A 13,958-nucleotide genomic window follows, 5' to 3' on the forward strand; every position below is an offset into this window, starting at 1 on the left:
ATCATAGTACCGTTTCGTGCAAAAGATGGTTGGAGGCCAGAATGAACGACTTTACGGGATCAGCAGCTTTACAAGCTGACTTTATTTGGAAGAATGCAGAAGACCTGTGGGGTGACTTCAAGCATACAGACTTTGGCAAGATCATCTTGCCGTTTACCTTGCTGCGTCGTTTGGAGTGTGCGCTGGAGCCGACTCGCGAGGCAGTTAGGGATGCTTATAGCCTCTTCAAGGATTCTGATATCGAACTGGATACCGTACTGCGCTCGACGGCCATTTACCCCTTCTACAACACCTCTGAATACTCACTCGCTACGCTGGGTAACAGCAAGACTCGCCGCAATCTGGAAGACTATCTAGCCTTATTTTCGGATAATGCTCGGGCTATTTTCGAGGAATTCGAATTCGGCAATACTGTGATCCGACTGGAGAAGGCTGGGCTGCTGTACAAGATTTGCCAGAACTTCGCCAAGATCGACCTGCATCCTGACGTAGTGCCAGACCGGGTGATGAGCAATATCTATGAACACCTGATCCGCCGCTTTGGTGCATAGGTATCTACACATCATAAAGGGTTAAAAACCACCATAGCGAAGTGGGCAAGTTCTTCCGGGGTATAGTCTGCTAATAACATCAAGGTATTTAGCAGGATGGATAGTCCGGCAAGCAGCGCTGGGGGGCTTTCTTTACGCCCTCGTTTTTGTTGTCGTCCGGATAATCGGCAAATTAACTGACGGGCTGCCGCATTGTCGTCTCCTTCAACGCGTTGCAGCCGCCATACCAGCACACATGCCATGCTAGCTATCAATAACCTGCGTAGCAGGGCACCAGCACTGCGCTCAAGCCATTTTTCTACATCATGACCGGCACCTTTCAGCAGCTTAAAAAAGGATTCAATACCCCAGCGCCAGTAATACCAGCGAGCAACTTCCGCGCTGGTGATCTCGTTGCTAACGTTTGTGAGCAGCGTCCAGCGTCCGATAAATTTACCGTGAGTATCGGTAAGGCGAACCACAACTAATCTGAGTGTCAGAGCTACGCCTGGCTGAACTTTCACTCGCCGTCCGGTGCTCTTGTCTTTCTGCTTCGGTTTTGCTGTTCGCGTTATGATCACGGATGTTTCCCCGATCTCCATATTGGCTTTTTTCCCTTTCCAGCCAACCTGTCCGTTTGCGATAAATGGCAGATCGTCTGCAATTTCACCAATTTTACGGGTGTCACCGCCCCACTCGGCCCGATGCCCTTCCTTTCCCCGGATAAGCCAACATATTCCCTGGGAGCTTAATGTGCGCATATGCCCGATAGAGTCACCTTCACGGTCAATGAGATGAACTAACTTCTTCCCGGTATCAAGAGACTCAACGCGGGCGATATCAGCCGTCAAAGCATCCATATGAGTCAGACTCTCAGACAAGCCCTCGGTTAGCGTTGAACGACAACCCGTCCTATCGGTTAGAGTTTGAGACAGGGGTGCTATTGGTAAACCATTTGCAGCATCAAGCAGTAGGCTGGTTTGTAGTTCATAACCGACGTCGCCACCATGCGTCATTTTCAAACGTTCTTCTTTCCCATTGTGGGTACGAAACTGTAAATGAGACCAGTCGTAAACGACGGGAGCGTATGGATGCGGGCTAAGTGCAACCTGCCGGAGAGCCAGCGAAATAATCGGTTCATTGAGCTGACTGAAGCTAATACGTTCATTATTGAAAAAACGCCAAACGGCCTGAGTAGTGGCGAATGTTGTTTTCTGCGCGCAGGCAAGGTCTTTAACGGCTGACGCCAATGGTGCTGGGGGAGTCATGTGTTGCTTAACCAGACGCTGATAACGCCGGTTAAGGCGGGCCTCAATTCCGCCGATGGATAAGTTGAGATCATGCAGCAACGTAATAGCAGATATTGCAAAAGATGTGTAGATACCTATGGTGATAGGGTTTGGTCTGACCGCTGGCTTCGCCATGGCACTTGGGGTATGGAAACGAGTGATAGAAATCACTACCAGACATCTTTAACCGCCCCACAGTTTCGGAAGTACGTCTTTAAACAACAAACTCAGAATACCCGCCAGCAAGAACCATTGCAGACGGTCAAATCGTTTCTCAGCGAAATCGAGGCGTTTGTCTATCTGTCCAATATCCTTACGGACATCGGCTATCTCACGCTTCACTTCGGCGATATCAGCGGACAAGTCTTTGCGCACATCGTCGAGATCGCGCTTTGTAGCAAGGTCTGCTACTTCGTGTGATTTTCGCACAACAAGAGATATCGCCTTGGCTTGGTCTTTCGGCAACCCGGTGTTTTCCAGCGTTTCAACGAACTCTTGAGTATCAAATGCAACCTAGCCGATAGCGGATCCTCCTGTGTTAAGCCAAGTGTAAGCGATCTGACCGCCAATCTGCAAAATTTTACCCGTTAGCATCCTACCTAATTAAACTTAACTAAAAGGAGGCCAGTAATAAGTTTTTTCATGCCAACCTTTTTCATACATGCATGACTCTATGACCGAATCTCTTGCACTTTTATTGCGATCTTTCTCTACTGTCCTGAAAGAAGGTATTTTTCTATATGGCGAGCACTTCTTTTTATCATCACAGGGTACATATTGGTCTTTAAAATCAAATTCAAAATTTGTAACAAGATCGGGGGCAAAACGCTCGTACCCCAGTGCCTTGCAAGCAGCATACTCTGAATTATGTTCAAATTCTGTTGCACCACGGCGTTCCCATTTTGTACAGCCAGACATTGAGAGCATAGCAATAAATATCGTGATAATAAAAAGCATATTCATTTTTATCTTGACTCCTGAAAAACCATATTGTTTAGAGAGATTACATAGAGCCGTAGCCAAAAATATATCTGTTGTAAGTATGCATTTTACGCCAACTTGACGCAAGGATAACCCATGCGCTATAGTCACTCTGCATCTGCAAATTCAGGTGCCGGGTTTAGTACCCCGGATAACTAACAAGGCGCATAACACGCCTACAGCGTGTTTTTTTATGTGTCAGTCCGCCATATCAGAATAATGGTGAGCTGGATGGGGGAGCCGCAAGGCTCGCCGGATCCTTGTTAGCCGGTCGTACTAACCCTATCCAGCTCGCCACCATACAGAGCTTAGTACCTCTAGGTGGTGATGTTCCTTAACTAACAAGGAAATCATTACTATGACAACGGCTTTGTTGAATAATAGGTAATCATGCTGTTTTTCCATGCCAGTTTTGGTTGAAAATGCTTGTACATCTCAGGTGTACACTTTTCTCATGAGGCCTAACTGCATGATTTTACGTTGCGAGGATCCGTCGTTTCGCTGGGCTGCCAGCATAAAATCTATTTATTCAACAAAGCCTATGACAACCTTAATGTTCCGCAATACCGTTATTGAAACCATCTCCCACAACGGGCAGATCTGCTTCACTTCTACCGAGCTTGCTAAAGCGCTCGACTACTCCAGCGTCAAATCAGTTACTAACCTTTACAACCAGAATCGAGATGAGTTCACAGAGGGTATGTCATTGGTCATTGATTCAGTGACCAATGGAATAAACAATAGCTTACGCAAGATTGGGCTTCGCATTTTCTCCCTGCACGGCGCGCACCTGATTGCGATGTTAGCCAACACGCCGATCGCCAAAGAGTTCCACAAATGGGTGCTGGATAAGAAACAAAGATCCCACAATACAAACCCAAGCCGCCGAACTGTTCAACAATGATTACAGCCAATGCCCTGATATGTGGCAAAAAAATACAGCTAATTGTTATCAAAATAATGTCGCTTGGCTATATACTGCGCCAATGACAACATCCTCACTCTCCCAACATGACTCCCTGTTCAAAAAGTTCCTCGGCGATATCACGGTCGCCCGAGACTTTCTGGAAATCCATCTGCCATCTCATCTGCGGGAGCGCTGCGATTTCAGCACCCTTGCGATGGAGTCAGGTAGCTTTATCGAAGACGACCTGCGCACCCAGTGTTCGGATATGCTCTATTCCGTGCAGACAAAAACGGGGAAAGGCTATATCTACCCAAAGTAGGCCCGAGAAGTTGATGGCGTGGCGTTTAATGGAGCCTGTACACGGTTGTTAAAGCCCAGCACCGGATCAAACACAATGACGCGTTGATTATGCTTCCAGAGGCTGCCGTCACCTTGCCGCTAACCTTGTACTGTATAGGTCGTTTCCTCGGTTCTGGCTGCACACTGTCTGGCTTCAAATTCACTGCGAGCGCGACAGCTGGCTCCGGTTGTATTACCGGCCTGGTGGATATGTTGCGGGCGATAGCGCGTAATCTGGCTGTCTTTGGCTCTGGCTCGCAGTGCCGTTAGCGTGGCTTCACCGTGATCAGCATCATCTCCCGAGCGTTGACCCGCCACCTGATATTCCGAAAAGCGTTCGCGGATACTCTGTTCCGTATCACAGGTGAGAATATTTTCTCCCCAGACAAGTGCTGTTGTCGCACGATCATTGCCGACTGTACCCATTAGCAGATTGCCGTCTTCATCATCCCAGGCTAGCGCCTGTTGGCTTCCTAAACGCCTTGTTTAGCGCCTCATGGACAGTTTCTCCATAATCCGCCTGAAAAGCCTGTAGCGGTGTTTGGGGGCTTTCTGGCTAATGACTTTAATGCCAAAGGGCTTTGCCAGTGCTGAGGCTATCTGATGCAAGGTGTTGCCTGTAAAAAGCGTGGTATGGACAGCACAGTCGATTAAATCCGCCGTCTTACTCCGGCCACTGATACCGACATTAATACTTTTTGCGTCATAGCGTATCGGGGTCGCTTCAATCCAGCCGGTCAGGACTTTATCCTGACCGATGAGGACGTCGACCAATTCACCTTTTTTAATTCTGGGCTGTAACGGTACGCTTCCTGATTCACCAAGCCATTGGCGGGTGATTTCGACATTGAAATCGCGTGAGAGTCGTTCTATCCCTGCTGAAATCTGGACGCGTGTCCAAGCGCCCCATTCGCGCCCGTTGACGCGCAATATCACATGATCGCTCATCTTGCAGGAACCCTTAAGGGTTGTACCGGCACAAAACCGGGATGGTTAACGGTATTTCGGCGGGTGATATCGATTTCTCGTGCTGCGTTGTCATACCAGTTAGCCGCCAGAACCAGCGCAGGCAGCACCGTCTCTGGTGTACGGGTGACGGTTTTTTCAACTTGTGCCAGTCGTGTGGCAATATCCCGGTTGGCATCAGTTTTTACCTGCAGCAAGGCGAGGAACAGCGCATCGTCAGGCGTTAACACCAGTTCGTGCCCGATAGCCTGATTTAGCGTTTCTCGCACCGTAACCAACGCCTCCCACGTGACCGCCGCGAGTCCTTCAATGTGACTGCCTGTCGTATGAGAAAGCGCATGTAATACGGGATGGGAAACACTAACCTGTATCTGACGTTTTCCACGTTGATTGACGGGTACCATTACCGTACCCGGCGGCGGTAATTGTGTTAATCGCCAAGCGGCTTCATGGATCGCCGTCGTTCGCAAAACCGCGGCGAGAGCATTGCCCTGAACGCGCTCAGCCTGTACGCTGGGCCTGTCGCTTTTCCAGACGCCGCGTGGCGCTAAATCATGCCCCAGCGTCACACCAGATAGCGTCTTGATTTGCTGTGCCAGTGTGGACGCATCCTGCGCGGTACGCCGTCCCGCCCTCCACATTTTCTGTATCGATTCAACCAGGTTTTACCGGATGAGCCAGGCTTTAAGATCACCGAAATATCCCCCTGTAGCAGGCATAGGTATCTACACATCTTTTGCAATATCTGCTATTACGTTGCTGCATGATCTCAACGGCTTTGTTGAATAAACATATTTTATGCTGCCCCCCCGGTGAAACGACAGATCCTCGAAACGCAAAATCATGCAGTTAGGCCTCATAAGAAAACTGTAAACCTGAGATTACAAGCATTTTCTACCAAAACTGGCTGGAAAAACAGCATGACTCACTATTATTCAACAAAGCCGATCTCAACTTATCCATCAGCGGGATTGATGCCCGCCTTAACCGGCGTTATCAGCGTCTGGTTAAGCAACACATGACTCCCCCAGCAGCATTGGCGTCAGCCGTTAAAGACCTTGCCTACGCACAGAAAACAACATTCGCCACTACTCAGGCCGTTTGGCGTTTTTTTAATAATGAACGTATTAGCTTCAGTTAGCTCAATGAACCAATTATTTCTCTGGCTCTCCGGCAGGTTGCACTTAGCCCGCATCCATACGCTCCCGTCGTTCACGACTGGTCTCATTTACAGTTTCGTACCCACAATGGGAAAGAAGAACGTTTGAAAATGACACATGGTGGCGACGTCGCTTATGAACTACAAACCAGCCTACTGCTTGATGCTGCAAATGGTTTACCAACATAGCCAACCGACTTAAAAATGATTACAGCCAATGCCCTGATATGTGGCAAAAAATACAGCTAATTGTTATCAAAATAATGTCGCTTGGCTATACAATGGCATTAACCCTTACGCGCTCGGGTTCGCCATGTTTCAGGATATCAAGCGTATTTGCCAGACACCAACGGAGGAGGATCGCTACTGGTTCCCTGATGTAGCAGGCAAGGACTGGCTGGAAACCCTGCATTTCGCCATGCAGAACTTCAAGGATGAAAGCTTTATCAGTCAGTTTTTGTCACCCAAGGTGATGCGCGATTTCCTGCTATTTACCGTGCTGGATGATGACCATAACAATTATCTGGAAATTGCCGCGATCCACGATGAGGAAGGCTACCGGATGATCCGTCAGGAGCTGTCCGCGCAGTATAACCTCAGCAATCAGGAACCCAATATTCAGGTCTGGAATGTGGATCTGCGCGGTAACCGCTCGCTGACACTGCGCTATGTTCCTCATCACCGCGCACCGCTCAACAAGAGCAGCCACGATGTGATGAAGCATGTACACCGACTGTGGGGATTTGATGTTTATCTGGAGCAACAGAATGCAGATGGCAGCGTAGAGTTGGTTGAACGCTGTCCGCTGCGTAATCCAAGTGTCAACTGAAGCCCAGTGGCACGTAGCGACGTTAATTAGCGACGAACCTCAGCAATATCGCGCGGGATCTGGTTTTGCATGCTGTGCCAGATAGCACCGCTTTCTTTTCCGTAGGTACGCACGGCATCCATCACGCGCTCGTGTTGCTCTTCTTTCGCGATGGTTTCCAGACGAGCATAAAAATCAATAGCCAGCTTACGCGCTTCCGGGTTCGAGAAGTAGTAACGCCCAACCCGCATATACAGCCCTTTCAGCCCGTTAAGGATTAATCCATAAATCGGGTTGCCAGAAACAAACGCCAATCCGCGGAAAATAGCATAATCCAGTTGCGTAAAGGCATCGGCGTTGTCTTCGACACTAGCACGCTGTATTAATACCTCTTGACTCTTATCAGGGTGTTGACGCAGGGCGGTACGAATAAAGATCGCAGCAATGTTGGTGCGCACGGCCAGCAGATTATCAATCAGTTGCGGCACGCTGTCATGATCGAGTCTTGCCAGCGTTTCCAGGATATTCAGCCCTGATGTTTCCCAAAAATTATTAATTTTCGTGGGCTTACCGTGCTGAATCGTCAGCCAGCCATCACGCGCCAGGCGCTGTAACACCTCGCGTAACGTGGTTCGGGTTACCCCGATCAGTTCCGATAATTCACGTTCCGCAGGTAAGATAGAACCAGGAGGAAAACGATTATTCCAAATACTTTCGATAATATATTCTTCCGCGAATCCAGCAGGACTTTGCGCCTTGATAACCATGTGTGTGATGTTCCATTGCGATATAAAAGCGGACTCATCATACCAGAGCAGTCCGCTATCACATAGCGTGGCAGGGAGACAAAAACAGAATTCCGACAGAAACTGTGACACTTCACAAGCTGATTTATTTAAAAGTCACCGCATTGGGCTTAGTATTGACCACATCGTTTACCGTCAGTGAACGGTAAATCAGATTTCACACCGTTAGACAATAAGGGAACCGCAAAGAAAATGACGGACATGTCGATAAGACGCGCACTGCAAAATAATTTTCTGGGGCAATGCCCCGGTTGGTATAAATTGTATTAGTCGCGACTAGATCTGACACTGGACCTTGAAAGGTTGAGAGTTACCGGTTTTGATATGGGTGTCTAATCCTTAAACAAAACGCGAGGTAACTCTCATGCTTCATACTAACAATCCCATTATCAAACACAAAGCCGGCCTGCTCAATCTCGCTGAAAAACTCGGTAACGTATCAAAAGCCTGCAAGAGCATGGGCGTGTCACGCGATACATTTTACCGTTATCAGGAACTGGCTGCTGAAGGCGGCATTGATGCGCTGGTTAACCAGAAACGCCGGGTTTCGAACCTGAAGAACCGCGCCGACGAAGCCACTGAACGCGCGGTTGTTGATTATGCTATTGAGTTCCCGCCCCATGGGCAGCACCGGACCAGTAATGAGCTGCGTAAAAAAAGCGTGTTTATCTCCGGCAGCGGCGTGCGCTCCATCTGGCAACGACACGACCTGGAGAACTTCCGTAAACGCCTGAAGGTGCTTGAGGAAAAGGTCGCCAGAGAAGGCATTGTCCTTACCGACGCTCAAATCGCAGCCCTGGAGAAGAAGGCGCACGATGATGAGGCCTGCGGTGAAATCGAGACGGCACATCCCGGGTATCTGGGCTCGCAGGACACCTTCTACGTGGGCAATCTGAAGGGGATGGGCCGTATCTACCAGCAGACGTTCGTGGATACGTACTCGAAAGTGGCGCACTGCAAGCTGTATACGAATAAAACACCGCTCACCGCCGCCGACCTGCTCAATGATCGCGTACTCCCGTTCTACGAGGTTCAGGGACTGCCGGTGCTGAGAATACTGACCGACAGGGGTACGGAGTACTGTGGTAAAGTGGAGCAGCATGATTATCAGCTTTATCTGGCTATCAACGATATCGAGCATACGAAAACGAAGGCGATGTCTCCGCAGACGAACGGCATCTGCGAGCGCTTCCATAAAACCATTTTGCAGGATTTTTATCAGGTTACGTTCCGCAAGAAGTTATATGGAGACCTGGAAAGCCTGCAGGTAGATCTGGACAACTGGTTGCTGCATTACAATAATGAGCGAACTCATCAGGGAAAAATGTGCTGCGGGCGTACGCCGATGGCCACTTTACTCGATGGAAAACGGATCTGGGCAGAAAAGAATCTGAACCAGATGTAATCTGACAGACACCTGTATAAATAATCGGTAACTGTCAGATCAGGTCTGAGCTAGTACATATAAATTAACCCTGTTGGGTTTCCTCATCCTCAATCCTCTGGGATTTTTTTATGTAAGTCCTTTTTTAGCCGGCTGATTACTGGTCGCCGAGTTTATTTTCACTTTGGGCAGGGCCCTGAAATGCTACCCGCTTCAACTTGGCGGGTTACTGGCTCTGCAAGCGGTGTTTATCGGCATAACAAGTCCAGAGGAGTTATTAGCAAATCTGGTGTATGGCGATCAGGCTACGTTCCGCTCTGATGCTTCGTGAATCTGTTCTCCATCCTTAAATTGGACGTTGCTTACAACCAGGGTTAGCAGGTCAAATCCTCTTAGTCGATTCCAGCTTTTCTGAGCTGACTGGAGCAGCTTAAATACCATTGACAGGGTTGTTTCTCTCGAACCACCGTTCTTCGCGCCTCTGCTTCGTAGCCTCACAGTCGCAAAAGCCGATTCAATCGGATTTGTCGTTCTTATTGACGCCCAGTGCTCTGACGGGAAGTCGTAGAATGCCAGCAGTTCTTCTCGAGCTTTCTCCAGCTTCTTCATCGCTGCAGGATACTTCGCTGAAAACCTTGCCAACAAAACATCAAAGGCTTCATTAGCGGCATCGCGGCTCTCTGCTAGCCAAACCTCCCGCAGCTCAGCCTTAACTTTCGGTTGCATGGCTTTGGGGAGTGAAGCCAACACATTAGCGGTTTTGTGCACCCAACAGCGTTGGTGCTGCATGTCCGGGAATATCTTTACCATTGCATTCCAAAAACCAAGGGCACCGTCTCCCGTAGCCAGCTTGGGAGATACGGTTAGGCCACGTGCTCGCAGGCCATTAAGAAGTTCGGCCCAGTTTGATTCTGACTCTCGATAACCATCTTCGGCCGCAACCAGCTCCTTACGTCCATGCTCAGTGACGCCGATAATGACCAGCAGGCAAAGGCGATCATCTTGCCTGACATGGCTGTATATGCCATCGGCCCAGAAATATAACCAAGCGACTTAATTTTGATTACACCATATGGACTGAGAACAAAATCTCTGTATCGCAACCACTCTCTCTTTTTTTGCTTTTTGCTTGTGCCCATTTATGCTCAATGGGGTTAAGATCTGGCGAATATGTAGGCAAATACTCCACCATATACCCTGCATCGATGATGACTTGTTGAATATTATGTTTTTTGTGAAAAGTTGCATTGTCCATCACGATTACCCTGTTTTTAGGGAGTACTGGGATAAGGACTTGTGTGACCCAGGAATAGAAAACATCGCTGTTAATATTTGTTCTTCCCTTGGCTCCCCAGTTCTTCAGGCCAAAACACCGTTGACCTTTTGGGGAATAGCCGTGAGTCCGTGGGATATCGTGTGGAAAACCACTTTCATCAATAAAAACAATAGGTTTGCCTTCTTTTTCATACTGTTGTATTTTTTGTTAAAATGCTTGCCGGGCGCTTTCGTCGGCTTTCGGATGACATAGAGTTTTTTTTATAGGTCAATCCCAGCTTTTTAAGAGCTTGCCAAATGGCCTTCTGACAAACGCCAAAACGCTCTGCACGTTCTTTTTGGTAAGCATCTGGATATGGTTCAACATCTTTTATCAACTCGGATTTATCGCTCTTTCGCTGACGCGTGGTCGATGCTTTTGACGCTATTTGATTAATCCAACGCGATACAGAGGCAGTGCCAATCCGAAATTGCTTCGCTGTTTCTCGGATACTTAACCCTTCTTCTTCCCGTGTAGATATCACTTTACCTCTAAAATCAATTGAATAGCTCATTTAAATAATGCAATCAAAATTAAGTCGTTTAGCTATAGTGATGACGCTGGTAGGCTGGCTGTGCGTTGCATTCACATTAGTGCCTGCAACAGAACTGCTTACTGAATGGCAGTGGATAGCGCTACCAAAACTGTAAACACAGACGCATCGCTACGCACAACTATCGTGTATAGTGAACGGGTTACAACGCTTAGCCGTAGCGTGCGATCTGTCAAAGGATGGCAATCGCAGAAATGATATATAAATAGATTGTTACGTTTTGCTCAGTGAAATGATGGCGGCATTGCCTGTACCGTCTTTGCCGCCAAATCGATCATTTTTTTAGCATGGAATATTCGTTATGTTGCGATTTCTTAACCGCTGCTCACGTGGGCGCGGTGCTTGGCTGTTAATGGCTTTGACGGCGTTTGCCTTTGAATTGGTCGCGCTTTATTTTCAGCATGTCATGTTGCTCAAACCTTGTGTGCTCTGTATTTACCAGCGCAGCGCACTGTTCGGCGTGATGGGAGCCGGGTTGCTGGGTGCTATCGCCCCCGCAACGCTGCTGCGCTATCCAGCAATTTTCCTGTGGATCTATAGCGCTGTCGAAGGATTAAAGCTCGCCTGGGAGCATAGCAATGTCATGCTGCATCCTTCGCCGTTTGCCGTGTGTGATTTCTTTGTCAACTTCCCGTCATGGCTGCCGCTGGACAAATGGCTACCCTCCGTCTTTGTCGCCTCTACTGACTGTGCCGAGCGCCAATGGCAGTTCCTGTCACTGGTCATGCCGCAGTGTATGCTGGTCATTTTCGGTGCGTTTCTGGTGATGGGGGTGCTGGTGCTGATTGCCCAGCCGTTCAAGCCTAAACGTCGCGATCTGTTTAGCCGCTAATCCTGTCGTTGCCAGATGGCCTGCGCCATCTGGCAACACAATAGCCTAAGATCTCGTCGACCGTCTGAGACCTCAGTGGGCTTTGTTGAATAAATCAGAACTTGTAACGACTGCGCCCCATACGGGTCGATTGTTACGTGATGCGAATACTGTTCGGCATTCCTAATAGCGTGATCAGGTTAAGCGCTTTGACCATGGCCATGGCTTCACCCACCTGACCATCGTAGTCTCTCAGACTTAGATGACCACCCAGAAGCCTTTTGAACCGGAACATGGCCGTTTCAGCCACTGAGCGCCGGTGATAGCCCACTTTCTTTTTCCAGATAGCGTTACTACCGCTAATGCGCTGATTTGCAACAGCGGGGTTACGCTCGTGGTAGCGATCTTGCCAATATTGCGCCCCCCTTCGTGGCGGGATAAGCGGCCTTATTTTCTTTCTCAGCAGAGCATCATAGCAGTAAACTGTATCCTAAGCGCCGTCAGCCGATGCCTCTCTGATTTTCCGGTGGGTCTGGTTTATCAGCGCCGGTAGAGCTTGGGCATCAGTCGTACCACTGAGCGAGAAATCCGCACAGATAATCTCATGTGTCACACTGTCTACTGCCAGGTGCAGCTTACGCCATACCCTGCGTCTGTCGGCACCATGCTGCCGGACTTTCCATTCACCTTCGCCAAAGACCTTCAGGCCGGTTCCATCAATGACCAGATGTGAGATTTCACCACGGGTTGGCGTTTTTATGCTGATGTTCACTGTCTTTGCTCGCTTGCTGAGCAGCGAATAGTCTGGACAATGGAGCGACAATTTAATCAGTTTAAAAATCGAGTCACCAAAGCCCTGTAAAGCCCTCAATGAAAGGCCAAACACGCGTTTCATCATCAGGACTGTGGTGATGGTCATATCTGAGTAGTGGAGCGGTCGTCCACGCCGTTCAGTAGTGTTTTTTTCCGTCCATGCAGCAATGGCTGATTCATCTAGCCATACGGTTAGAGAACCGCGCTGCTTGAGGGCCTTGTTATAAGAGGGCCAGTTGGTGATTTTAAAATTTTGTTTTGCCATGGAGAGCTGATTTTGAAACAACTGTGTTGATCTGCTCCGATGATTACCCAAAAGTTCTATTTATTCAACAAAGCCACCTCAGTGGTGAAGTGAGAGGTCTAGCGGATATCTGAAACCTTTATGTGATGCGTCTAACGCCACAACGCGTACATACCGATTGCAAATAAACCATATTTCATCTTTCATTGCGATCGTTTGCCAGTATGTAATAGGCGTCTGAGGTTTCAGAAGGATTAAAGCACCCCAGCACGCGGTACGCCGTCCCCACCGAAAAGCCGCTTTGCAGCGGTAGCGGTCGAGGGCCGTTGTCCAACTCATGAATTCGTAGATATAACCCTTGTTCTAAGCAAAGCATCACGCCTCACTCACCGTTAATCGCATAAACTGAAAATGTAGTTATAGCTAAACGACTTAATTTTGATTACATTATTTAAATGAGCTATTCAATTGATTTTAGACGTAAAGTGATATCTACACGGGAAGAAGAAGGGTTGAATATCCGAGAAACAGCGAAGCAATTTCGGATTGGTCCTGCCTCTGTATCGCGTTGGATTAATCAAATAGCGTCAAAAGCATCGACCACGCGTCAGCGAAAGAGCGATAAATCCGAGTTGATAAAAGATGTTGAACCATATCCAGATGCTTACCAAAAAGAACGTGCAGAGCGTTTTGGCGTTTGTCAGAAGGCCATTTGGCAAGCTCTTAAAAAGCTGGGATTGACCTATAAAAAAACGCTACGTCATCCGAAAGTCGACGAAAGCGCCCGGCAAGCATTTCAACAAAAAATACAACACTATGAAAAAGAAGGCAAACTTATTGTTTTTATTGATGAAAGTGGTTTTCCACACGATACCCCACGGACTCACGGCTATTCCCCAAAAGGTCAACGGTGTTTTGGCCTGAAGAACGGGGGAGCCAAGGGAAGAACAAATGTTATCGGCGCTTTATTAGAGCCTGTTTAAGATTTTGTGTAAATGCTTTTCCTCAGAAGTGACCGTCAAGACGGCCACCGAACTCGATAATATAGCCAAC

The 13,958-nt window shown here is 48.4% G+C and carries 12 protein-coding genes and 8 pseudogenes; 9 read left to right on the forward strand and 11 right to left on the reverse strand.

What is annotated here, in order from left to right; genetic code table 11:
• Window positions 1–41 precede the first annotated feature (41 nt).
• Window positions 42–548: pseudogene (locus ACD630_RS17155) on the forward strand (type I restriction-modification system subunit M N-terminal domain-containing protein); the annotation flags it as partial.
• Window positions 549–562: 14 nt separating this feature from the next.
• Here ACD630_RS17155 and ACD630_RS17160 read toward each other — a convergent pair.
• The 3 genes from ACD630_RS17160 to ACD630_RS17170 all read right to left on the reverse strand — a co-directional run bounded on the left by ACD630_RS17160 (window position 563) and on the right by ACD630_RS17170 (window position 2,842).
• Window positions 563–1,879, reverse strand: coding sequence for a hypothetical protein (locus ACD630_RS17160; protein WP_430359773.1), 1,317 nt, complete (start codon window positions 1,877–1,879; stop codon window positions 563–565).
• Between the two features lie 123 nt (window positions 1,880–2,002).
• A complete protein-coding gene (locus ACD630_RS17165) occupies window positions 2,003–2,284 on the reverse strand; it encodes a hypothetical protein (protein WP_430357828.1) in 282 nt (93 codons plus the stop codon).
• 144 nt (window positions 2,285–2,428) lie between these two features.
• Window positions 2,429–2,842 carry a hypothetical protein gene (locus ACD630_RS17170; RefSeq protein ID WP_430359774.1) on the reverse strand — a complete coding sequence of 138 codons (414 nt, stop codon included), beginning with the start codon at window positions 2,840–2,842 and terminating at the stop codon, window positions 2,429–2,431.
• Window positions 2,843–3,269: 427 nt separating this feature from the next.
• On the opposite strand from ACD630_RS17170, the gene ACD630_RS17175 reads away from it, so the two are divergent.
• Entirely contained in the window at window positions 3,270–3,704 is a 435-nt protein-coding gene (locus ACD630_RS17175; protein ID WP_430359775.1) for a BRO-N domain-containing protein, read from the forward strand.
• A gap of 82 nt (window positions 3,705–3,786) precedes the next feature.
• A pseudogene (locus tag ACD630_RS17180) lies at window positions 3,787–4,057 on the forward strand (Rpn family recombination-promoting nuclease/putative transposase); the annotation flags it as partial.
• A 13-nt stretch (window positions 4,058–4,070) separates the two neighbouring features.
• On the opposite strand, the pseudogene ACD630_RS17185 reads toward ACD630_RS17180, so the two are convergent.
• Both ACD630_RS17185 and ACD630_RS17190 read right to left on the reverse strand, forming a co-directional pair.
• Window positions 4,071–4,994: pseudogene (locus ACD630_RS17185) on the reverse strand (phage baseplate assembly protein); the annotation flags it as partial.
• A complete protein-coding gene (locus tag ACD630_RS17190; protein WP_430359776.1) occupies window positions 4,991–5,653 on the reverse strand; it encodes a hypothetical protein in 663 nt (220 codons plus the stop codon). The gene ACD630_RS17190 and the pseudogene ACD630_RS17185, both read right to left, overlap by 4 nt.
• Window positions 5,654–6,030: 377 nt before the next feature.
• Between ACD630_RS17190 and ACD630_RS17195 the strand changes: the two genes are divergently transcribed.
• Window positions 6,031–6,153: a hypothetical protein gene (locus ACD630_RS17195; protein ID WP_430359777.1), complete on the forward strand. Its 123-nt coding sequence runs from the start codon at window positions 6,031–6,033 to the stop codon at window positions 6,151–6,153.
• A 280-nt stretch (window positions 6,154–6,433) separates the two neighbouring features.
• Window positions 6,434–7,000, forward strand: a pseudogene (locus ACD630_RS17200) (SpoVR family protein); the annotation flags it as partial.
• A gap of 26 nt (window positions 7,001–7,026) precedes the next feature.
• Here the strand turns inward: ACD630_RS17200 and fadR are convergent.
• Window positions 7,027–7,746, reverse strand: a complete 720-nt coding sequence (gene fadR, locus ACD630_RS17205; RefSeq protein WP_430359778.1) for a fatty acid metabolism transcriptional regulator FadR — start codon at window positions 7,744–7,746, stop codon at window positions 7,027–7,029.
• A gap of 403 nt (window positions 7,747–8,149) precedes the next feature.
• Between fadR and ACD630_RS17210 the strand changes: the two genes are divergently transcribed.
• The gene (locus tag ACD630_RS17210; protein ID WP_430359779.1) at window positions 8,150–9,190 is read left to right on the forward strand and encodes an IS481 family transposase; all 1,041 of its coding nucleotides are present in this window, start codon (window positions 8,150–8,152) and stop codon (window positions 9,188–9,190) included.
• Window positions 9,191–9,248: 58 nt separating this feature from the next.
• Window positions 9,249–9,458 (forward strand): annotated as a pseudogene (locus ACD630_RS17215) (sodium/proton antiporter); the annotation flags it as partial.
• A gap of 11 nt (window positions 9,459–9,469) precedes the next feature.
• Here ACD630_RS17215 and ACD630_RS17220 read toward each other — a convergent pair.
• From ACD630_RS17220 to ACD630_RS17230, 3 genes and pseudogenes are all read right to left on the reverse strand, one after another.
• Window positions 9,470–10,216, reverse strand: a pseudogene (locus ACD630_RS17220) (IS256 family transposase); the annotation flags it as partial.
• Window positions 10,217–10,232: 16 nt separating this feature from the next.
• The gene (locus tag ACD630_RS17225; protein WP_430360117.1) at window positions 10,233–10,532 is read right to left on the reverse strand and encodes a transposase; all 300 of its coding nucleotides are present in this window, start codon (window positions 10,530–10,532) and stop codon (window positions 10,233–10,235) included.
• Window positions 10,533–10,632: 100 nt separating this feature from the next.
• Complete coding sequence (locus ACD630_RS17230; protein WP_430359780.1) at window positions 10,633–10,998, reverse strand: IS630 transposase-related protein; 366 nt, start codon at window positions 10,996–10,998, stop codon at window positions 10,633–10,635.
• 340 nt (window positions 10,999–11,338) lie between these two features.
• On the opposite strand from ACD630_RS17230, the gene dsbB reads away from it, so the two are divergent.
• Complete coding sequence (gene dsbB / locus ACD630_RS17235; protein WP_430359781.1) at window positions 11,339–11,869, forward strand: disulfide bond formation protein DsbB; 531 nt, start codon at window positions 11,339–11,341, stop codon at window positions 11,867–11,869.
• Between the two features lie 133 nt (window positions 11,870–12,002).
• Here the strand turns inward: dsbB and ACD630_RS17240 are convergent.
• Together ACD630_RS17240 and ACD630_RS17245 are read right to left on the reverse strand one after the other, a co-directional pair.
• Window positions 12,003–12,926: pseudogene (locus tag ACD630_RS17240) on the reverse strand (IS5 family transposase).
• A 78-nt stretch (window positions 12,927–13,004) separates the two neighbouring features.
• Window positions 13,005–13,281, reverse strand: a pseudogene (locus ACD630_RS17245) (hypothetical protein).
• Window positions 13,282–13,360: 79 nt separating this feature from the next.
• Between ACD630_RS17245 and ACD630_RS17250 the strand changes: the two are divergent.
• Entirely contained in the window at window positions 13,361–13,888 is a 528-nt protein-coding gene (locus tag ACD630_RS17250; RefSeq protein ID WP_430359782.1) for an IS630 transposase-related protein, read from the forward strand.
• The last annotated feature ends 70 nt before the right edge of the window (window positions 13,889–13,958 follow it).

The sequence above is a fragment of the Symbiopectobacterium sp. RP genome, assembly GCF_050472005.1.
GTDB lineage: Bacteria > Pseudomonadota > Gammaproteobacteria > Enterobacterales > Enterobacteriaceae > Symbiopectobacterium.